21 protein-coding genes are annotated in these 19,347 nt (G+C 60.2%); 10 read left to right on the forward strand and 11 right to left on the reverse strand.

Annotated features, from left to right (window positions below; translation table 11 throughout):
* The first annotated feature begins 51 nt into the window (after positions 1-51).
* Complete coding sequence (locus AB4N44_RS20265) at positions 52-957, forward strand: cation diffusion facilitator family transporter (RefSeq protein WP_150775875.1); 906 nt, start codon at positions 52-54, stop codon at positions 955-957.
* A gap of 121 nt (positions 958-1,078) precedes the next feature.
* Here the strand turns inward: AB4N44_RS20265 and AB4N44_RS20270 are convergent, their stop codons facing one another.
* The 7 genes from AB4N44_RS20270 to AB4N44_RS20300 all read right to left on the reverse strand — a co-directional run bounded on the left by AB4N44_RS20270 (position 1,079) and on the right by AB4N44_RS20300 (position 6,347).
* Entirely contained in the window at positions 1,079-2,212 is a 1,134-nt protein-coding gene (locus AB4N44_RS20270) for an AGE family epimerase/isomerase (protein WP_460107823.1), read from the reverse strand.
* A 181-nt stretch (positions 2,213-2,393) separates the two neighbouring features.
* Positions 2,394-2,966, reverse strand: a complete 573-nt coding sequence (locus AB4N44_RS20275; RefSeq protein WP_150750066.1) for a HupE/UreJ family protein — start codon at positions 2,964-2,966, stop codon at positions 2,394-2,396.
* A 27-nt stretch (positions 2,967-2,993) separates the two neighbouring features.
* Positions 2,994-3,608, reverse strand: a complete 615-nt coding sequence (ureG, locus tag AB4N44_RS20280) for an urease accessory protein UreG (RefSeq protein WP_007915910.1) — start codon at positions 3,606-3,608, stop codon at positions 2,994-2,996.
* Between the two features lie 11 nt (positions 3,609-3,619).
* On the reverse strand, positions 3,620-4,294 hold the full coding sequence (locus AB4N44_RS20285; RefSeq protein ID WP_150750065.1) for an urease accessory protein UreF: 675 nt from the start codon (positions 4,292-4,294) through the stop codon (positions 3,620-3,622).
* Positions 4,291-4,791, reverse strand: a complete 501-nt coding sequence (gene ureE, locus AB4N44_RS20290) for an urease accessory protein UreE (protein WP_127925638.1) — start codon at positions 4,789-4,791, stop codon at positions 4,291-4,293. Before ureE ends, AB4N44_RS20285 begins: the two co-directional genes overlap by 4 nt.
* Positions 4,792-5,091: 300 nt before the next feature.
* Positions 5,092-5,724 carry a TetR family transcriptional regulator gene (locus tag AB4N44_RS20295; protein ID WP_077570695.1) on the reverse strand — a complete coding sequence of 211 codons (633 nt, stop codon included), beginning with the start codon at positions 5,722-5,724 and terminating at the stop codon, positions 5,092-5,094.
* Positions 5,725-5,879: 155 nt separating this feature from the next.
* Positions 5,880-6,347, reverse strand: coding sequence for a WD40 repeat domain-containing protein (locus AB4N44_RS20300; RefSeq protein ID WP_150750064.1), 468 nt, complete (start codon positions 6,345-6,347; stop codon positions 5,880-5,882).
* A 385-nt stretch (positions 6,348-6,732) separates the two neighbouring features.
* Here AB4N44_RS20300 and AB4N44_RS20305 point away from each other — a divergent pair, with 385 nt between their 5' ends.
* On the forward strand, positions 6,733-8,808 hold the full coding sequence (locus tag AB4N44_RS20305; RefSeq protein WP_460107820.1) for an AsmA family protein: 2,076 nt from the start codon (positions 6,733-6,735) through the stop codon (positions 8,806-8,808).
* 99 nt (positions 8,809-8,907) lie between these two features.
* Here the strand turns inward: AB4N44_RS20305 and AB4N44_RS20310 are convergent, their stop codons facing one another.
* Entirely contained in the window at positions 8,908-9,441 is a 534-nt protein-coding gene (locus AB4N44_RS20310; RefSeq protein WP_127925641.1) for a ferritin-like domain-containing protein, read from the reverse strand.
* A gap of 98 nt (positions 9,442-9,539) precedes the next feature.
* Complete coding sequence (locus tag AB4N44_RS20315) at positions 9,540-10,487, reverse strand: LysR substrate-binding domain-containing protein (RefSeq protein WP_455807616.1); 948 nt, start codon at positions 10,485-10,487, stop codon at positions 9,540-9,542.
* A gap of 108 nt (positions 10,488-10,595) precedes the next feature.
* On the opposite strand from AB4N44_RS20315, the gene AB4N44_RS20320 reads away from it, so the two are divergent.
* The 3 genes from AB4N44_RS20320 to AB4N44_RS20330 all read left to right on the forward strand — a co-directional run bounded on the left by AB4N44_RS20320 (position 10,596) and on the right by AB4N44_RS20330 (position 12,510).
* Positions 10,596-11,234 (forward strand): FMN-dependent NADH-azoreductase, encoded by a 639-nt coding sequence (locus AB4N44_RS20320; protein WP_102899426.1) that lies wholly within the window; start codon positions 10,596-10,598, stop codon positions 11,232-11,234.
* The gene (locus AB4N44_RS20325) at positions 11,235-11,540 is read left to right on the forward strand and encodes a DMT family transporter (protein WP_150775868.1); all 306 of its coding nucleotides are present in this window, start codon (positions 11,235-11,237) and stop codon (positions 11,538-11,540) included.
* A 91-nt stretch (positions 11,541-11,631) separates the two neighbouring features.
* On the forward strand, positions 11,632-12,510 hold the full coding sequence (locus AB4N44_RS20330) for an esterase/lipase family protein (protein ID WP_150750062.1): 879 nt from the start codon (positions 11,632-11,634) through the stop codon (positions 12,508-12,510).
* Positions 12,511-12,624: 114 nt separating this feature from the next.
* Here the strand turns inward: AB4N44_RS20330 and AB4N44_RS20335 are convergent, their stop codons facing one another.
* Entirely contained in the window at positions 12,625-13,512 is an 888-nt protein-coding gene (locus tag AB4N44_RS20335) for a DMT family transporter (RefSeq protein ID WP_034151603.1), read from the reverse strand.
* 96 nt (positions 13,513-13,608) lie between these two features.
* Between AB4N44_RS20335 and AB4N44_RS20340 the strand changes: the two genes are divergently transcribed.
* From AB4N44_RS20340 to AB4N44_RS20350, 3 genes are all read left to right on the forward strand, one after another.
* A complete protein-coding gene (locus AB4N44_RS20340; RefSeq protein WP_460107814.1) occupies positions 13,609-14,403 on the forward strand; it encodes an AraC family transcriptional regulator in 795 nt (264 codons plus the stop codon).
* A gap of 63 nt (positions 14,404-14,466) precedes the next feature.
* Positions 14,467-14,772, forward strand: coding sequence for a PsiF family protein (locus tag AB4N44_RS20345; protein WP_077570711.1), 306 nt, complete (start codon positions 14,467-14,469; stop codon positions 14,770-14,772).
* Between the two features lie 436 nt (positions 14,773-15,208).
* A complete protein-coding gene (locus AB4N44_RS20350) occupies positions 15,209-16,222 on the forward strand; it encodes an AI-2E family transporter (RefSeq protein ID WP_064388695.1) in 1,014 nt (337 codons plus the stop codon).
* Positions 16,223-16,357: 135 nt separating this feature from the next.
* Here AB4N44_RS20350 and AB4N44_RS20355 read toward each other — a convergent pair whose 3' ends face one another.
* A complete protein-coding gene (locus AB4N44_RS20355) occupies positions 16,358-17,632 on the reverse strand; it encodes an Hsp70 family protein (RefSeq protein ID WP_150750059.1) in 1,275 nt (424 codons plus the stop codon).
* Between the two features lie 291 nt (positions 17,633-17,923).
* On the opposite strand from AB4N44_RS20355, the gene AB4N44_RS20360 reads away from it, so the two are divergent.
* The gene (locus tag AB4N44_RS20360; RefSeq protein ID WP_116031808.1) at positions 17,924-18,874 is read left to right on the forward strand and encodes a DnaJ C-terminal domain-containing protein; all 951 of its coding nucleotides are present in this window, start codon (positions 17,924-17,926) and stop codon (positions 18,872-18,874) included.
* 23 nt (positions 18,875-18,897) lie between these two features.
* The gene (locus AB4N44_RS20365; RefSeq protein ID WP_102899419.1) at positions 18,898-19,203 is read left to right on the forward strand and encodes a chaperone modulator CbpM; all 306 of its coding nucleotides are present in this window, start codon (positions 18,898-18,900) and stop codon (positions 19,201-19,203) included.
* Positions 19,204-19,347 lie beyond the last annotated feature (144 nt).

The following is a 19,347-nucleotide window of genomic DNA, read 5'->3' on the forward strand; positions in this document are numbered from 1 at the left end:
GCAACAACCTAACCGCACCCCGCGGTTTTCAAGGTTTTTCGAGGAGTCAAAGTGAGTAACCGAGGTGAGCAGGCACTGCTCAAACAATCCACCATCCTGATGTTCGCCGTGGCGATTGCCGGGATCGTCACCGGTTTTGTTTCAGGTTCGCAATCCATCCTGTTCGATGGTTTTTTCTCGCTGATCGCAACGTTCATCAAAGTTCTGATGCTGATCACTGCCAAGCTGATCGCCAAGGAAAGCAATCACCGTTTCCAGTTCGGTTTCTGGCATCTGGAGCCGATGGTGCTGCTGATCGAAGGCAGCTTCCTGATGTTGATCGCGATCTACGCGTTCCTCAACGGTGTATTCGGCATCATCAACGGTGGCCGCGAGATCGAGTTGGGCCTGGTGATCATTTATGCGGCGGTGTTTACCGTTGTCGAGTTCGCCTACTTCTTCTACGTCCGGCAGCGTAACCGCAAGCTCAAATCCAGCCTGATCCAGTTCGACAACATCAGTTGGTTGGTGGACGCGATGCTGTCCGTGGGCTTGTTGATCAGTTTCCTCGCGGCGCTGCTGCTCAAGTCCCAGGGTTATGGTCAGTGGGCGGTGTATGTCGACCCGTTGATCCTGATCGTACTGGCGCTGACCATGTTGCCGCCGGCGTTCAAGATCCTTGGGCCGGCGCTGCGCGATGTCTTGGGGATCGCCCCGGACACGCTGGATGATCAGGTGCGCCAGGTGATGGAGGCGGCGAAAACCGAGCATGGTTTCGACGATTACGTGTCGTACGTGCAGAAGCACGGGCGGGCACGGTTTATCGAAATTCATGTGGTGTTGCCGGCGGATTATGCGTTGAGCAATGTCGGACAGCTGGATGCGTTACGCGAAGAGATTTCGGCGAAGCTGGGCAAGCCGGATGCGGCGCGCTGGTTGACCATCAGCTTTACCGGGGACAAGAAATGGATCGCTTAGAGACCGCATAACGGCCATTCGCGAGCAGGCTCGCTCCCACATTGAATTGCGCTGAACACACTATTTGTGAGCCGCACAATCAACTGTGGGAGCGAGCCTGCTCGCGAAAGCGATCTATAAATCAGCGAAGATATTCAGCTAGACCGTGGTAACAAGTCGCCAAGTGATAAGGCGTAGTCGAAGGCATGTCCTTACGGCTCACCTCTCCCAATTCATCCCGACACTCATGCCAGCCACCGGCATGCAGAAACCGCTGCTGCAACGCCTGCAACTGGCGCAGCACCACCGCTTCACTGCCCTGACGCAAGGTCAGCGCGCGCAGATATTCCGCCTGAGCCCAGATCCGCTGAGTCGAGTCTCGCGGGCGTCCGTCCATTTCCAGATCGAGCATCGCCCGCACCGCGCCGGATGGCTGCACCACACCGTATTGCTCGGTGAAGGCAAACGTCCGGTCGAGCGCCGCGTGCAGTTTCGAACCCCGCAGCAACGCTGACGATTCCAGCAGGAAATACCATTCGAATTGATGCCCAGGCTCATACCAGTTATCCACAGCCCCGAGCGGTTTTTCCATCAACACGCCATATTGCGGATCGACGAACTGTTTGTGCATGGCTGTGCATAACTCCAGCAATGCCTGCTGCGTCTGTACATCTTCACGAACGGCGAGGGTGGCGAGAAACGCTTCGGCCAGATGCATCAACGGATTTTGCAGCGGACCGGTCTGCAGGGTGATCCAGTCGCGCTCCAGGCACGCTTCGTACAAGCCATCGCCGGTCGCAAAGCGCCGGCCAATGATTTCCAGCGCCGCATTCAACGTCGACTCGACCAGCGGATCGCCGGACTTTGCCCAGTAATGCGCGCAGGCAAACAGGATGAAGGCGTGGGTGTAGAGGTCTTTGCGCTGATCCAGCGGCTTGCCTTGTGCGTCGATGCTGTAGAACCAGCCGCCGTGTTCGGCATCATGGAAGTGCCGTTGCAGCGAACGAAACAGCGCCGCGGCACGAACTTCTGCGTTATCCACAACCCCGATCAGACTGGAAAACAGATACAGCTGCCGCGCGCAGGCCATCGCCCGGTAGCGCTGCGGTGGCAGCGGTTGGTGCGCGGCGTCCAGCGCCTCAAAGGGCAGCGCCATGTCGGCGTTCCAGCCCGGGCCTTGCCAGAGGGGCACGATCACATTGACGAAGTGCTGTTGCACATCATCGAACAGGGCGGTCAATTCGGGCAGGGCGGTGGAGCGGGAGGCGTGGGGCATGGGCGGACGTCGTCACGGCTGGGGCGATTGCGCGACATGGTAGCAGAGAGACCGGCCTGAGCGATGTGGTGTCTGTCAGTCCGCCTTCGCGAGCAGGCTCGCTCCTACAGTGGATTTGCAGCGTACACAAAACCTGTGGGAGCGAGCCTGCTCGCGAAAGGGGCAGTTCAGGCGATAGAGATCAGCCGGCCAGCAACCAGGCCCCAGTCACTGCCGAAGCCGCTCCGGCCAACCGCACCAACGGTGCCGCCGCCTGAGGCAGGAACCGCACCACACCATAACCCGCCGCATGCAGCGCTGCTGTCGCGGCCACGAAACCCGCCGCATACGCCCAAGGATTGCTCATGTCCGGCAACTCCAGCCCATGCGCCACACCGTGGAACAACGCAAACACCGCCGTCGCCACCACCGCCATGACCAACGGCGGACGCACTGCCAGCGCCACGGCCAGACCCAACGCCAGCACCGACGCCGCAATCCCGCTTTCCAGCGCCGGCAATTGCAGCCCTTCAAAACCGAGCATGCCGCCCATCAGCATGGTGCCGACGAACGTGCACGGCAGCGCCCAACGCGCCGCGCCTTGCTGCTGCGCCGCCCACAAACCGACTGCCACCATCGCCAGCAAATGGTCGAGGCCGCCGATCGGGTGGCTGATGCCGGCGATCAAGCCACTGTCGCCATGCCCCGGATGCGCGAAGGCCAGCGCCGGGGTCAGCAGCAGCGCCACGGCGCCAAGAATACGTTTGAGTGTCATGGATGAGCTTCCTTGTTGATCAGTGAATCAGGCTGCGGTCAGCAGGCCCTGGCGTTCGATGAAGGCGATGATTTGCTCAAGGCCTTGACCGGTTTTCTGATTGCTGAAGACGAACGGCTTGCCGTTGCGCATGCGTTTGGTGTCGCTGTCCATCATCTCCAGCGAGGCACCCACCAGCGGCGCCAGGTCGATCTTGTTGATCACCAACAGGTCGGATTTGCAGATGCCCGGCCCGCCCTTGCGCGGCAGCTTGTCGCCGGCCGAGACGTCGATCACGTAGATGGTCAGGTCGGACAGCTCCGGGCTGAACGTCGCCGAGAGGTTGTCGCCGCCGGATTCCACCAGAATCAGATCCAGCCCTGGAAAACGCCGGTTCAGTTGATCGACCGCTTCCAGGTTGATCGAGGCGTCTTCACGGATCGCCGTGTGCGGGCAGCCACCGGTTTCCACGCCGATGATCCGCTCGGGCGCGAGGGCTTCATTGCGCACGAGAAAATCGGCGTCTTCGCGGGTGTAGATGTCGTTGGTGACCACGGCGAGGTTGTAGCGCTCGCGCAAGGCCAGGCACAAGGCCAGGGTCAATGCGGTTTTGCCGGAACCGACCGGGCCGCCGATGCCGACGCGCAGAGGTTGTGTGTTCATTAATGTTTCTCCTAGGAGCGAAAGAGGCGGCTGTACTGGCGCTCGTGGGCCATGCACGCCAGGGACAGGCCGAACGCGGCGCTGCCCATGTGTTCGGGGTTGATTCGGCTCGCATCCTGCTGCGCTTGCTGCAGCAGCGGCAGCAGTTCGCTGGTCAGGCGTTGTGCGGCTTGCTGACCCAGCGGCAGGGTTTTCATCAATACGGCGAGCTGGTTTTCCAGCCAGCTCCACAGCCATGCGGCGAGGGCGTCCTGTGGGTTGATGCCCCAGGCGCGCGCGGCCAGCGCCCAGCACAGAGCCAGGTGCGGTTCTGAACATTGATCGAGAAAGTCGCGGGCGGGCGTGTCGAGTTCAGGCAAACCATTGAGCAATTGCTGCAACGAATAGCCCATCTGCCGGCTCTCCAGATGCAACTCGCGAGTCTCGCGGCTGGCGCGGTGGCTTTCGCAGAGGCTGCGCAACTCGGTCCATTGTTCATCGGCGGCTGCCTGGCAATGCGCAAGCAACAGCGGCGCTTCGAAGCGCGACAGATTCAGCAGCAACTGATCGCTGATCCAGCGCCGAGCACTGTCAGGATTGTTCACGCGGCCGTTATCCACAGCCATTTCCAGGCCTTGCGAATAGCTGTAGCCGCCAATCGGCAGTTGCGGACTGGCCAGGCGCAGCAGCGCCCAGGCCGGATTCACAGGCGTACGCCGAACTGATGGAGTTTCGGCGCGTAATTGAAGTCTTCGTCGCCGTGTCGGGAATGGTGATGGCCGCCGCCGTAGGCACCGTGTTCCGGCTGGAACGGTGCTTCAATGGCTTTGACCTGGGCGCCAAGCTGTTCGAGCATCGCTTTGAGGACGTAATCGTCGAGCAGACGCAACCAGCCATCGCCAACTTGCAGGGCGACGTGGCGATTACCCAGGTGATAAGCCGCGCGGGTCAGTTCGAAGGCGTTGGCGCAGGTGACGTGCAGCAATTGCTCGGGGCGGGCGCAGACGCGGACGATGCGGCCGTCTTCGGCCTGCAGGCACTCGCCATCAAACAGTGGCGGCTGACCGCGCTCCAAAAACAACCCGACGTCTTCGCCCTCGGCACTGAAACAGCGCAAACGGCTTTTGCTCCGCGCTTCGAAGGTCAGGTGCAACTCGGCGGCCCAGACGGGTTGAGGGTCGATTCTGCGGTGAATCACCAGCATCGGAAAACTTCCAGCTATGGACAATGATTGGTCTAGAGCAAGGGCCTTGCCAATCGGACGAGATGTAGGAAATCCCTGTCGGAGCGTAGTGGATGTTTCAAGATGTTGCGGGAATATGGAAGGTTTTGGTGCGTGAAGATTTTTTAATGCACCAAATGGAGGCCGAGACGCCGCACCTTTGTAGGAGTGAGCCTGCTCGCGATAGCGGAGTGTCAGTCAGCAAATATGTAGCTGATAAACCGCTATCGCGAGCAGGCTCACTCCTACAGGGGACCGGATGTATCAGTAAGGAAGAGGGAATTACTCGGTACTGCCCAGCCCTTGCCAGTGCTTGAGGCCAATAAAGATAAAGCGCAGTTGCTGGGTGATCTTCGCCTGCGGCGTCAGATGCTCCGGCAGGGCTTCGGCGGGCGGGTCGATGATGTCGGGGAGGGTGGCGAACACCGATTTGACGATCAGGTCTGCCATCACGCTCAGGCCCTCGGCGTCCAGATGCTGAAGCTTGGGCATCATCGTCAGATCGGCAGCCAGGTCGGAACTGATGTTCTCGCGCAAGCGCCCGATCGCTTGGCGCACGGGCAGCGAGCCGCCGTACTGCTCACGGGCGAGAAACAGGAATTGCGAGCGATTGGCGCTGACCACGTCAAGAAAGATCCGCACCGAGGCATCAATAATGCCGCCCATGACGAATTCGTTGTGCCGTACCAGGCGAATGGTTTCGCGGAAGGTCTGGCCGACTTCGCTGACCAGCACCAGGCCCAGCTCATCCATATCGGCGAAATGCCGGTAGAAACCGGTGGGCACGATCCCGGCGGTTTTGGTTACTTCGCGCAGGCTCAGGCTGCCGAATCCTCGGCCGCTTTCCATCAAGTGGCGGGCAGCGTCCATCAGGGCGTTGCGGGTCTGTTGTTTCTGTTCGGCGCGGGGCAGCATCGCAGGGTGTGTTCTATGGCAGGACAAGCGCCGCACTCTAGCAAATCGGCTTTGTCGGCGTCGAACGGGAGGAGGTGGGGCGAAAGGTTTTACCGGGTCAGAAAAGTCAAAAGCCCAATCCGTTGATTGGGCTTTTTTTCCAGGCCGCCATGGGCTTAGCTCAATTTGCTGTTGCGTTCGATCACACGGTCACCACCACCTTCGGCGAGGGTTTGACCTTGTGGAGTGCGGTCGCCGCCATCAGAAGCCAGGGTTTGGCCTTGTGGAGTACGGTCGCTACCATCGGACGCCAAGGTTTGACCCTGTGGAGTGCGGTCGCCGCCGTCGGAAGCCAAGGTCTGGCCTTGTGGAGTGCGGTCGCTACCGTCGGACGCCAGGGTCTGACCTTGTGGAGTCTTGTCGTAGCCGTCCTGAACCAGACCTTTCTCTTCCAGGCGATCACGGCCACCTTCAGCCAGAGTCTGACCTTGTGGGGTACGGTCCGAACCATCAGCTGCTACGGTTTGGCTGAATACCGAGTGGCTGGATTTCACTTGCGGAGTAGCCTGATCGGCAGCGGGCAGGGCGAAAGCAGTGCTGGCTAGCATCGACAGGGTAAGGCTGAGCAGTAATTGGCGTTTCATGATGGGTTGCTCCTTGGGAGGGCGATAAAGTGGGTACGAGGGCAATGCTACTCTCGATAAGTCGATATAAAAGTTCATAAACGCAATGGTAATAATCAACAGAATTGATTGTTCTGCCGGGAGGCTCTAGGTCGCGGCTTTGCGGGCGACGGTTTTGCACCGGGGTGGGTATTTCCGACTCACTCGCGCCTCGTAAAAGTGCGGGTCGCGGTAACACTGTTCGACTGATCGGTCAGATTTCACGCGGCTTTTTGCGCGGTAATCGACCTTTCGATTAAACCTGCGGCTGGTTTGCCAGTCGTAGATTTCATGAGGGCCGCTTTGGCCCGCCGTTTCAGCCGTGCGCCGCAGTCTTTGCGTGCGGTCGTGATCAGGAGCTTTGTGCATGACGCGCACTGGAAAAATCTTCAGCTGGACCTTCGCCATCCTCGTGCTGCTACTGGCCGTGCTGGTGTTGATCATCGTGTTCTTCGACTGGAACCGGATCAAACCGCCGCTCAACGCCAAAGTCTCGGAAGAACTGCACCGACCGTTTGCCATCAATGGCAACCTCGCGGTGATCTGGCAGCGCGAGCCGGACGAGGGCGGCTGGCGTGCGTGGGTGCCGTGGCCGCACATGGTCGCTGAGGATCTGAGCCTGGGCAACCCGGACTGGTCGAAGAAACCGCAGATGGTCACGCTCAAGCGCGTTGAGCTGCGTATTTCGCCATTGGCACTGTTGGCGCAACGGGTGGTGATTCCGCGCATCGACCTGACCGAACCGAATGCCGAGTTGCAGCGTCTGGCCGATGGCCGCGCCAACTGGACATTCAAGTTCGACCCGAAAGATCCGAATGCCGAGCCGTCGAACTGGGTGGTTGATATTGGCGCCATCGGGTTCGACAAGGGCCACGTCACTCTCGACGACCAGACGCTCAAAACCAATCTTGATGTGCTGATCGATCCGCTGGGCAAGCCGATTCCCTACAGCGACATCGTCGGTGCCAAAGCGGCGAAAACCGCGCAGGACAAGGGCGGCTCACCGCAGGATTATGCGTTTGCTCTGAAGGTCAAAGGCCAATACCACGGCCAGAGACTTACCGGCCAAGGCAAGATCGGCGGTCTGCTCGCCTTGCAGGACGCGAGCAAACCCTTTCCGTTGCAGGCCCAGGCGAAGATTGGCGACACCAGCATCGAACTGGCCGGCACGCTGACCGATCCACTGAACCTAGGCGCCCTTGATCTGCGCCTGAAACTGGCCGGTGCCAGCCTCGGCAATCTTTATCCGCTGACTGGGGTGACCCTGCCGGACACGCCGCCGTATGCCACAGACGGCCATTTGATTGCCAAGCTGCACGACGAGGCCGGGGCGAAATTCACCTACGAGCAGTTCAACGGCAAGATCGGCAGCAGTGATATCCATGGCGACCTGACCTACGTCGCCAGCCAGCCACGGCCAAAACTCAGCGGCGCGTTGCTCTCCAATCAATTGCTGTTCGCCGATCTCGCACCACTGATCGGCGCCGACTCCAATGACAAACAAAAGGCTCGCGGCGGCGATAGCAAACAGCCGGCCGATAAAGTCCTGCCGGTGGAGGAGTTCAAGACCGATCGCTGGCGCGCGATGGACGCCGACGTCGAGTTCACCGGCAAGCGCATCGTCCACAGCGAGAAACTGCCGTTCAACGACCTCTATACCCACCTGAAACTCAACGATGGCGAACTGAGCCTGGAGCCGCTGCGCTTCGGTGTGGCGGGCGGCAATCTTGATGCACAGATTCGCCTCAACGGCCGCACCGAACCGTTGGAAGGCCGGGCCAAACTGACCGCGCGCCGCTTCAAACTCAAAGAGTTGTTCCCGACCTTTGAACCGATGAAGACCAGTTTCGGTGAGCTCAACGGTGATGCCGATATCAGTGGTCGCGGCAACTCGGTGGCCAAGCTGCTGGGTGGGGCCAATGGCAAATTGAAGATGCTGATCAACGATGGCGCGATCAGCCGTGAGCTGATGGAACTGGCCGGGCTCAACGTCGGCAACTATGTGGTCGGCAAGATCTTTGGCGACAAGGAAGTGAAGATCAACTGCGCAGCGGCGGACTTCGACATCAAGAGCGGTCTGGCCACCACGCAGTTGTTTGTCTTCGATACCGAGAACGCGATCATTTATATCGACGGCACGGCGAACATGGCCACCGAGCAACTGGATCTGACCGTGACGCCGGAATCCAAGGGCTGGCGGTTGATTTCCCTGCGCTCGCCGCTGTACGTGCGTGGCAAGTTCATCAAGCCGGATGCGGGTGTGAAGGCTGTGCCGCTGATGTTGCGCGGGGCGGGGATGGTGGCGCTGGGCGTGATCGCAGCGCCAGCGGCGGGGCTGTTGGCGCTGGTAGCGCCGAGTGGTGGCGAGCCGAATCAGTGTGCGCCGTTGCTGGAGCAGATGAAGGCGGGCAAGGCGCCGGTTACCGTCAAACCCACTAAATAGTCGGTGCCCGTAAGGGCCCTTCGCGAGCAGGCTCGCTCCCACATTTGAAATGCATTCCAATGTGGGAGCGAGCCTGCTCGCGAAGGCGGTTTTGAAGGGTTACAGGTCTTTCAGGATGTCAGCCATGTCATCGGCATGCTCTTCTTCCTGCGCCAGAATATCTTCGAAGATCCGTCGGGTTGTCGGGTCTTTCTCGCCGATGTACTGGATGATTTCGCGGTAGCTGTCGATGGCGATGCGCTCGGCCACCAGGTCCTCGTAAACCATTTCTTTCAGGGTTTCCCCGGCCACGTATTGCGCGTGGGACATTTTCGACAGCATGTCGGGGTTGAACTCCGGCTCGCCACCCAATTGCACAATGCGCTCGGCCAGGCGATCGGCGTGCTGGGCTTCCTGAGTGGCGTGTTCGAGAAACTCTTCGGCGGCCACGCTGGCATTCACACCGGTGGCCATGAAGTAGTGGCGCTTGTAGCGCAACACGCAGACCAGTTCAGTGGCCAGCGATTCATTGAGCAAGCGCAGCACCTCTTCACGGTCGGCGCTGTAGCCCTCGGTGACGGCGCCGTTTTCGACGTGTTGGCGCGCACGGTCGCGCAGTGTTTGGACATCTGACAGATGCAGGTCGTCGCTCATTTCGATCTCCTGGAGGCTAATCCGATGGGCGCCACGTTCTGCGGACGCGGTCGCTTCCTAAGCTGTGAGTCATGAGCGTTGCAAAAAGTTTTATCGGTTTACGCAACCCCTGCAGGCGCTGCCGAAGGCTGCAATCTCGGTGCCAGCCCGGACAAAACTGCCTCCTCCCGCAACCAGGCAAAAAACGCCCGCACCGGTGGATGCCGTTCGCGCCCCGGCACACACAACGCGCTGTACCCGGCGCCATCGACTTGAACCTGACCCATGAACGGCACCAGCAAGCCACTGGCAACACTCTCCGACACCAGAATATTGCTCGCCAGCACCAGCCCTTGCCCGGCGATCGCCGCTTGCAGGGCGTAATGCTCTTCATCGTATTCGCGGATGGCCGGCTGCGGGTTCAACCAGTTTTCGCCGGCCTTCGCGCACCACGCTTCCCAGCCATGGGCGTAAAGCTTGGAGTTGTGCCAGCGCACGCTGATCAACGTCGGTGTGCGCCGCGCGGCCAGCGCCACTTGCTCGGGCGAGCCGTAAACACCGAATGATTCATCGAACAGGCACAGGCCATAAAGGTTCGGGTAGTCGTCGAGGCTGTAGCGCAACACCAGATCGACGCTGGCGTCCTGATGCAGATCGATGACTTCACAGTGAGTATCGAGGCGCACGTTGATGTTTGGATGCTGGGCATAAAAACGCCCGAGGCGCGGCACCAGCCACAGTGCTGCGAAGGCGGCGGTGGTCGATAGCGTCAGCGAGCTGGCGTTGCGCTGTGGGCGTAGGGTGTCGACGCTTTGCGCCACTTCCAGCAGCGCGCCATGCAAGCTGCGAAACAAGCGCTCGCCGCCCTCGGTCAGACGAACCTGGCGCGGCAGACGCTCGAACAACGCGACGCCAAGCCAGTCTTCCAGCGAACGAATCTGGTGCGAAATCGCCGTGGGCGTGACCGACAGTTCTTCGGCAGCAGCCTTGAAACTGAGCAGCCGTGATGCCGATTCAAAAGCGCGCAGGGCGGTGAGTGGCAGCGAGGCGAACATGAAAAGCTCCATGGATGAAATGAATTCATCCCGACTGATTTTTGCTCATTTGAGGCAACGGTGTGCTGCCTGCAATCTGCAGCGACACAGCCATCAAAGTCTAGCCTCAAGGAGTTTCAGATGAGCAAAATTCTTGCGATCCATGCCAGCCCCCGTGGTGACCGTTCCCACTCGCGGCGCCTGGCGGAACATTTTCTCAGTGCCTGGCAGGTGCGTCATCCGCAGGCGCAGGTGACTCGCCGCGAGGTCGGGCGGGCACTGATTCCGGCGGTCAACGAAGCCTTTGTTGCCGCCGCGTTTTATCCACAGCCTGAAGCGCGTCCATTGTCGATGCAGGCGGATCTGGCCCTGAGCGATCAACTGGTCGGCGAGTTGTTCGATCACGACCTGCTGCTGATTTCCACGCCGATGTATAACTTCAGCGTGCCCAGTGGCCTCAAGGCCTGGGTCGATCAGATCGTGCGCCTGGGCCTGACCTTTGATCACACGCTGGACAATGGTGTCGCCCAATACACGCCGCTGTTGCAGGGCAAGAAGGCGCTGATCGTCACCAGTCGCGGCGGCTTTGGTTTCGGCCCGGGTGGCGAGCTGGAAGCCTTGAACCACGCCGATCCATGGCTGCGCACGGCGCTGGGTTTCATCGGCATCAACGACGTCACGGTGGTCGCGGCCGAGGGCGAAGAGTCTGCCGAACGCACCTTCGCGGTGTCGGTGGCCGAGGCCGAGCAGCGCTTGCTCGACCTCGCCCGGGTGTTCTAGGTGGCCTGGCTGTTCTTGCTGATCGCCGCCGGGTTTGAAGTGACCTTCGCCATGGGCATGAAGTACGCCGAAGGGTTTACTCGGCTCTGGCCCTCGCTGATCACCGTGGTCGCGGCGGTCGGCGGGATTTATTTCCTGACCCTGGCAATGCGCGAGTTGCCGGTGAGCATTGCCTACCCGATCTGGACGGCGATTGGCTCACTGGGCACGGTGTTCCTCGGTTTTGCCCTGCTCGGCGAGAGCCTGACGCTGGTCAAACTGGTTTCGGTCGGGCTGATTGTGGCGGGGGTGGCAGGCCTGAAGTAGGCTGGTCGTTGAGTTGTCATCATCACGGAGGATGCTTGGCGGGCGTTTTGCACGTCTTGCATCCACTCACCGACCACAAGGATGTTTGCCCATGTCGACGCGTTATCCACTGGTGCTGGTGCCGGGCATGCTCGGGTTTATCCGGCTGGTTCTCTATCCATACTGGTACGGCATCATCAAGGCACTGCGCCGTGGTGGTGCGACGGTGATTGCCGTGCAGGTATCGCCGCTCAACTCGACTGAGGTGCGCGGCGAACAGTTGCTCGCGCGCATCGATGAGATATTGCGCGAGACCGGGGCGCAAAAGGTCAACCTGTTCGGCCACAGTCAGGGCTCACTGACGGCGCGCTATGCGGCGGCGAAACGGCCGGATCTGGTGGCGTCCGTCACGTCGGTGGCCGGGCCCAATCATGGCTCCGAGCTGGCCGATTATCTGGAAAAAAATTATCCGGCCGACAGCGCCAAGGGGCGGCTGCTTGAGGCGTTGCTACGGTTGGTCGGGTGGTTGATGGCTGTTTTGGAGACCGGTTATCGCGGGCCGAAATTGCCGGTGGATATCCACGCCTCGCACCAATCGCTGACCACTGAGGGCGTGGCGCTGTTCAATCAGCGTTATCCACAGGGCTTGCCTGAGTCGTGGGGCGGGCACGGGCCGGAGGAGGTTAATGGCGTACGTTATTACTCATGGTCGGGAACGTTGCAGCCCGGCAAGACTGATCGCGGCGGGAATTTGTTTGACGGGACCAATCGAAGTTGCCGCTTGTTTGCGAAAACCTTCGTGCGTGAGCCGGGGCAGTGCGATGGGATGGTCGGGCGGTATAGCTCGCATCTTGGGACGGTGATTGGCGATGACTATCCGCTGGACCACTTCGATATCGTCAATCAGTCGCTGGGGCTGGTCGGCAAGGGTGCGGATCCGGTGCGGCTGTTTGTCGAGCATGCGGCGCGGCTTGAGGCTGCCGGGGTTTAGCCCTGAGACCGCGTCATCGTTCTTCGCGAGCAGGCTCGCTCCCACATTCGAATGCATTCCAACAGAAGGAATGCGGACACCTGTGGGAGCGAGCCTGCTCGCGAAGAGGGCCTATCAGGCAACGCTTAATTTGCGGCCCAACACGGTGGTCCAGCGCTCGGAAAGAATCACCCCGCCCAAGGTCAGCAATCCACCCACCAGGTGATACATCGCCAGTTGTTCCTTCAACACCACCGCCGCAATCAGCGCGGTAATCAACGGTAGCAAGTTGAAGAACAACGTCGTGCGGCTCGGCCCCAGACGCTGCACAGCCTGCATCCACGCCAGCGGCGCGAGCATCGACGCCAACAGACACGCATACAACACCAGCGGAATGTTCTGCAGGGTCAAACCGGTCTTCGGCGAAGCGGCATACAGTGGAAACAGCACGACAATTGCCACCAGCACTTGCAAATACAGCAACACCAGCGGCGGCAGGCGCAGCTGCCATTTTTTCAGCAGGGTGCTGTAGATCGCATAGGCCAGGGTCGCGATCAACATCATCGCATCGCCCATGTTCACGCCGTGCTGCAGCAACGCGCCGAGGCTGCCGGACGACACCACCACCAGCACACCGGCAAACGACAACACGGCACCGACCAGCGCGCCGGCAGTCAGGCGCTGCCCGAGGCTGATGATCGCCATGGCCAGCGACATCAACGGCATCAGCGACAGGATGATGCCCATGTTGGTCGCCGTGGTCAGAGTCGCAGCGAAATAGGCGAGGCTTTGATACACCGCCATGCCGAGTACGCCGAGGATGAAAATCTTGCCCAGGTTCGGGCGGATCTGCGGCCAGTGCGCGATCACCGCTTTGAGCATGAACGGGGTGAATAGCAAACCGGCGAGCAGCCAGCGGTAGAAACCGATCTCGGCGGGGAAAATTGCCCCGACCGCGAGTTTGTTGATCACGGTATTGCCGGCCCAGATAAAAATCGCCAGCAGCGGAAACGCGTATTGCATGAGTTGAAACCATTACGTTGATGAAGGGCGATTATCCCTTGTCTGGATGCAAGCCTATACTGCGAACCGGACAACCTGCCTCTGAAACCGGACAGCATGAACAGCAAACATATCGATCTGCTGGATTTCAGCGAACTGCCTTCGGCGGTGTACTTCCGCTACGCCGACTTCAACGCCCATGAATACGCCGCGCCGCACCGCCATCCGTGGGGCACGCTGGAATACGCGGCGCACGGCGTGCTGCACATGGACGTCGACGGCAGCCGCTTCATGTCGCCGCCGCAATACGCGGTGTGGGTGCCGCCGCAGGTCGAACACAGTTTCTACAGCCATCAACCGGTCAACTATCGCGCGGTGTGCCTCGACCCGAAGGTCTGCGCCGAACTGCCGACACGCGCCTGTACTCTGGCGATCAGCGATATTCTCAAGGCGATTCTCAAAGACTTCGCCGCCCGTGACGTGAAGATTCCCGAACTCGATGCCGACCAGCGTCTGGCGCAAGTGTTGGTCGATCAACTGCAACAGGCGCCAGTGCACGAATGTTATCTGCCGTACGCGAGCAGTCCGGGGTTGCTGGCGATCCTCGAAACCTTGCAGGCCGAACCGGGCAACAATCAGCCGTTGGCGCATTGGGCGCTGCAGGTGCACGTCAGCGAACGTACGCTGGCCCGGCAATTCGTTCGGGAGCTGGGGATGAGTTTTGGCGAGTGGCGTCAGCGCTTGCGCTATCTCGCCGCGATCGAGGCGCTGGAAACATCGTGCAGCGTGCAGGAAATCGCCTTCGATCTCGGTTACAGCAGCGGCTCCGCATTCATCGCCATGTTCGCGCGGCAGGCGGGGTGTACGCCGGAGCAGTATCGCCGTAGCCATCTCGAAGGCAGGAAGGTGTAACAAGATTTGGCTACACTCCAGCAGAGGCCGCCCCCATCGGTGCGGCGACAAGGAGAAAACTCCATGAAGATGTTGCGTGTGCCGTTGTTGATGATTGGTTTGCTCCTGTGTTCCCAGGGTTTCGCCGCCACGGCGCAACAGAACAAAATGACCACTTGCAATGCCGATGCGACCGCCAAGAGTCTGAAAGGCGATGAGCGCAAAACCTTCATGAGCACCTGCCTCAAGGCAGCGCCAGCGGCCAACGATGCCAAGGCCCTGACCCCGCAGCAGCAGAAAATGAAGACCTGCAACGCCGATGCCGCCACCAAAGCCCTGACCGGCGATGCGCGCAAGACCTTCATGAGTGATTGCCTGAAGAAAAAATAACTGGATTCGGTGGGGTACCTGGTCGACGCGTCCGCTTGAGATTTGCCCTCACCCTAACCCTCTCCCAGAGGGAGAGGGAACTGACCGCGGTGTTTCAAGACATTCGTCGACCTGAAAAAACCGGGCGATTATGGATTCCATGGCGCTGTCTCAGGTCACTGGATATCCAGAGCATCCCCCAATCGGTTCCCTCTCCCTGAGGGAGAGGGGACTGACCGCGGCGTTTCAAGACATTCGTCGACCTGAAAAAACGGTCGATCATGGATTCCATGGCGCTGTCTCAGGTCACTGGATATCCAGAGCATCCCCCAATCGGTTCCCTCTCCCTTTGGGAGAGGGCTAGGGTGAGGGGGGCTGTAGCTCCGCATATTTCTAGTGCTTACCCCGGAACGCTGGCAGACTGCCAATCCTTTTACGCCGTTCGTTTTGAGGCTGTATGCCAACGTTTTCTGAGCGTCATGTAGTGTTCTGGGTCAGTTGCATCATCATTTTCGGCGGTTTGCTGCTGGTGCTGCCGCTGCGCTTGTTGCCCAGTCTGTTGGCCGGTTTGTTGGTCTATGAGCTGGTCAACATGCTCACTCCGCAACTGCAACGGCTGATCGAAGGCCGACGCGCGCGCTGGCTGGCGGTGGCTTTGCTCGGCACCCTGGTGGTGAGTGTGCTGGCGCTGATCTTCGCCGGCGCGATCAGTTTTCTCCTGCACGAAGCAGAAAATCCCGGCGCGTCACTCGACAAATTCATGGGCGTGGTTGATCGCGCGCGTGGGCAATTGCCACCGTTCATCGACGCCTACCTGCCGGCCAGTGCTGCGGAGTTTCGCGTGGCGATCGGCGAGTGGATGAGCAAGCACCTGTCTGACCTGCAACTGGTCGGCAAGGATGCGGCGCACATGTTCGTGACGCTGCTGATCGGCATGGTGCTCGGCGCGATCATCGCCTTGCAGCGCATCCCCGACGTGACCAAACGCAAACCGCTGGCCGCCGCGCTGTTCGACCGTTTGCACCTGCTGGTGCAGGCGTTTCGCAACATCGTCTTCGCGCAGATCAAGATTTCCCTGCTCAACACCTTCTTCACCGGGATCTTCCTCGCGGTAATCCTGCCGATGTTCGGCATCAAGCTGCCGCTGACCAAAACCCTGATCGTGCTGACCTTCCTGCTCGGCCTGTTGCCGGTGATCGGCAATCTGATGTCGAACACGCTGATCACCATCGTCGGCCTGTCGCTGTCGATCTGGGTGGCGATTGCCGCGCTGGGTTATCTGATCTTTATCCACAAGCTCGAGTACTTCCTCAACGCGCGGATTGTCGGCGGGCAGATCAGTGCCAAGTCGTGGGAGTTGCTGCTGGCGATGCTGGTGTTCGAGGCCGCGTTCGGTCTGCCGGGAGTGGTGGCGGGGCCGATTTATTACGCGTACCTGAAGAGTGAGTTGAAGCTGGGCGGGATGGTTTGATTCAGAATTTGTAGTGTTTGAGCTGGCCTCTTCGCGAGCAGGCTCGCTCCCACATTTTGAGCGCATTCCTTCAGTTGAAATGCAATCCAGTGTGGGAGCGAGCCTGCTCGCGAAAGGCGCGACGCCGATTTCAGGTCAGTTCATGGCGCCATAGCGTTTCATGGCTTCAATCGCCAATCCGCTACCAATGCTGCCAAAGATATTCCCTTCAACATGCCGCGCCTTCGGCAGCATCGCCGAGACGCTGTTGCGCAGCGCCGGAATCCCGCTCGAACCGCCGGTGAAGAACACGGTATCCACCTGTTCAACCGCCACACCGGCATCGTTCAACAGTTGTGTGACGCTGCCGCGCACCCGCTCCAGCAACGCATCAATCGCCGATTCAAACAGCGCACGGGTCAGTTCCACGCTCAAACCGGCTTCGATGCGGTCCAGCGGCACATGGCGGCTGTCGGTATGGGTCAGCTGGATCTTGGTTTCTTCGACTTCCATCGCCAGCCAGTGCCCGGCGCGCTGTTCGATCAGCTTGAACAGGCGATCGATGCCACCGGTGTCTTCGATGTCGTAGCGCATGCTGCCCAGCGCCAGGCTGGATTTCTGCGAGTACACCGAGTTGATCGTGTGCCAGGTCGCCAGGTTCATGTGGTGGCTGGTCGGCATATAGGCGCCGCTCTTCATGCGGCTGCCGTAGCCGAACAGCGGCATCAGGCCTTGCAGGCTCAGCTGTTTGTCGAAGTCGGTTCCGCCGATGTGCACGCCGCCGGTGGCGAGGATGTCGTCGTGACGGTTATCCAGACCCCGACGTTCGGGCGACAGGCGCACCAGCGAGAAGTCGGAGGTACCACCGCCGATGTCGACGATCAGCACCAGTTCTTCTTTCTCGATGGTCGACTCGTAGTCGAAGGCTGCCGCAATCGGTTCGTACTGGAAAGAGACTTCCTTGAAACCGATCTTCTTGGCTACGTCGACCAAGGTGTCTTCGGCTTCCTGGTCAGCCAGCGGATCGTCGTCGACGAAGAACACTGGACGACCGAGCACAACCTGCTCGAATTCCCGACCGGCGGCGGTCTCGGCGCGGCTTTTCAGTTGACCGATGAACAGGCCGAGCAAGTCCTTGAACGGCATTGCCGTGCCGAGCACGCTGGTGTCGTGCTTGATCAGCTTGGAACCGAGCAGGCTTTTCAGCGAGCGCATCAGGCGGCCTTCGTAGCCTTCCAGATACTCGTGCAACGCCAGACGACCGTACACCGGGCGGCGCTCCTCGATGTTGAAGAAGACCACCGACGGCAGGGTGATCTTGTCGTCTTCCAGCGCGATCATCGTTTCCATGCCGGGGCGCAGCCAGCCGACGGTGGAGTTGGACGTGCCGAAGTCGATGCCGCAGGCACGGGCTGGAGAGGCGTCTTTCATGTCTTTCGGTTCCGGTCAAAAAAACGGCCGCGCAGTGTATGTCAGTGCGCGTCAGATTCGAAGGCCGGTCATCTGCTATTTCGCGACTAAACTGCTTGAAACTCGCAGCTTCGCCCCAAACTTGCTGGCATGGGCCGGCAGAACCACCGGCGGTCGCAAGAACCGCCGTCCACTGCCGATAAACTTCTGCTGCGCCACCCGGTCACAACCTTGAGATCGGTCAACCCGGCACGCGCGAATCGGCGCATGCTGGCATCGGCGCGAAATCGATAACGGATGGTGATTCCTTCAATGGACTTCAAAGACTATTACAAGATACTCGGCGTGGAGCCGACAGCAGACGACAAGGCAATCAAGGCTGCCTATCGCAAGCTGGCGCGCAAATACCACCCCGATGTCAGCAAGGAAAAGGACGCCGAGGCGAAATTCAAAGACGCCTCGGAAGCCTATGAAGCGCTGAAAAGCGCCGACAAACGCGCCGAATACGACGAGCTGCGCCGCTATGGCCAGCACGGTCAGCCGTTCCAGGGGCCACCGGGCTGGCAGAGCCGAGGCGGCTTTGGCGGTGGCGGTGGCGACACCGGCGACTTCTCGGACTTCTTCAGTTCGATCTTCGGCAATCGCGGCCCCGGTTTCGGTGGCGGCGAAGGTCGGCAACAACGCAGTGCAGGGCGCCGAGGGCAAGACGTGGAAATGGAACTGCCGATCTTCCTCGAGGAGACGCTGGCGAACGAGTCGAAGAAAGTCACCTTCCAGGTGCCGCAATACAACGCCAACGGCCAGCACGTCAGCAATACCAGCAAGAGCCTTAACGTGAAGATCCCGGCGGGCGTGACCGACGGCGAGCGCATCCGCCTCAAAGGCCAGGGCGCACCGGGCGTCGGTGGCGGGGCGAATGGCGATCTGTACCTGACCATTCGTTTTGCGCCGCACCCGAAATTCGATGTCGAAGGCGAAAACCTGATCATCACCCTGCCACTGGCTCCGTGGGAGCTGGCGCTGGGTGCCGAAGTGGCGGTGCCGACCCTGACCGGCAAAATCAACCTCAAGGTGCCCGCTGGCAGCCAGAACGGCCAGCGCATGCGCGCCAAAGGTCATGGCCTGAAAAACAAGGCCGGTGAGCGCGGTTATCTGTTTGTGCAACTCAAAGCGGTGATGCCGAAAGCGGCCGACGACGAGGTCAAGGCGCTGTGGCAGGAACTGGCGAAGAAAGCCGCCTTCAATCCGCGAGAGAACTTCTGAATTCGACGACGGAGTAGCCCATCATGAGCAGCCCCCTGATCGTTCAACTGGACCTGGCAGAATTCTGTGAGGCGGCCGATTTGTCGGACGTCTACGTGATCGAAATCGTCGAACACGGCATCCTCGAACCTCAGGGCGCGCAGCCCCGGGAATGGCGCTTCACCGATTACGAATTGGCCTTGGCCAAACGGGCGGTGAAGTTGCGTCGTGATCTGGAGCTGGAGTGGGAAGGCGTCGCCCTGGCGCTGGATCTGTTGGAAGAGGTGCGTGAATTGCGCGCTGAAAACCGCATGTTGCGCCAGCGCCTTGGGCGTTTGGTGGTCGAGTAGTTTTGCGCTGGGTTTGCATGGCCGGATCGACCTTGTTCGCGAAGCGTAGCCGCTTGCGCAAGGTTATTGTTTGCAGGTGTTTCTCCGGTTTTAACCGGCGAATCTCTCTGATAGTTTCGAGTAAGGATCGGCAATGGACGCCGG

It is taken from the genome of Pseudomonas sp. S3_C06 (assembly GCF_054667675.1).

Coding starts and splice junctions, on each gene's coding strand:
- ureE (WP_127925638.1), bottom strand. CDS start 4,791: ATGCTGGTGATTCACCGCAGAATCGACCCTCAACCCGTCTGGGCCGCC.
- AB4N44_RS20300 (WP_150750064.1), bottom strand. CDS start 6,347: ATGAAACGCCAATTACTGCTCAGCCTTACCCTGTCGATGCTAGCCAGC.
- AB4N44_RS20270 (WP_460107823.1), bottom strand. CDS start 2,212: ATGCCCCACGCCTCCCGCTCCACCGCCCTGCCCGAATTGACCGCCCTG.
- AB4N44_RS20275 (WP_150750066.1), bottom strand. CDS start 2,966: ATGACACTCAAACGTATTCTTGGCGCCGTGGCGCTGCTGCTGACCCCG.
- AB4N44_RS20365 (WP_102899419.1), top strand. CDS start 18,898: ATGAGCAGCCCCCTGATCGTTCAACTGGACCTGGCAGAATTCTGTGAG.
- AB4N44_RS20335 (WP_034151603.1), bottom strand. CDS start 13,512: ATGCAATACGCGTTTCCGCTGCTGGCGATTTTTATCTGGGCCGGCAAT.
- AB4N44_RS20340 (WP_460107814.1), top strand. CDS start 13,609: ATGAACAGCAAACATATCGATCTGCTGGATTTCAGCGAACTGCCTTCG.
- AB4N44_RS20330 (WP_150750062.1), top strand. CDS start 11,632: ATGTCGACGCGTTATCCACTGGTGCTGGTGCCGGGCATGCTCGGGTTT.
- AB4N44_RS20320 (WP_102899426.1), top strand. CDS start 10,596: ATGAGCAAAATTCTTGCGATCCATGCCAGCCCCCGTGGTGACCGTTCC.
- ureG (WP_007915910.1), bottom strand. CDS start 3,608: ATGAACACACAACCTCTGCGCGTCGGCATCGGCGGCCCGGTCGGTTCC.
- AB4N44_RS20305 (WP_460107820.1), top strand. CDS start 6,733: ATGACGCGCACTGGAAAAATCTTCAGCTGGACCTTCGCCATCCTCGTG.
- AB4N44_RS20350 (WP_064388695.1), top strand. CDS start 15,209: ATGCCAACGTTTTCTGAGCGTCATGTAGTGTTCTGGGTCAGTTGCATC.
- AB4N44_RS20360 (WP_116031808.1), top strand. CDS start 17,924: ATGGACTTCAAAGACTATTACAAGATACTCGGCGTGGAGCCGACAGCA.
- AB4N44_RS20315 (WP_455807616.1), bottom strand. CDS start 10,487: ATGGAGCTTTTCATGTTCGCCTCGCTGCCACTCACCGCCCTGCGCGCT.
- AB4N44_RS20295 (WP_077570695.1), bottom strand. CDS start 5,724: ATGCTGCCCCGCGCCGAACAGAAACAACAGACCCGCAACGCCCTGATG.
- AB4N44_RS20345 (WP_077570711.1), top strand. CDS start 14,467: ATGAAGATGTTGCGTGTGCCGTTGTTGATGATTGGTTTGCTCCTGTGT.
- AB4N44_RS20310 (WP_127925641.1), bottom strand. CDS start 9,441: ATGAGCGACGACCTGCATCTGTCAGATGTCCAAACACTGCGCGACCGT.
- AB4N44_RS20355 (WP_150750059.1), bottom strand. CDS start 17,632: ATGAAAGACGCCTCTCCAGCCCGTGCCTGCGGCATCGACTTCGGCACG.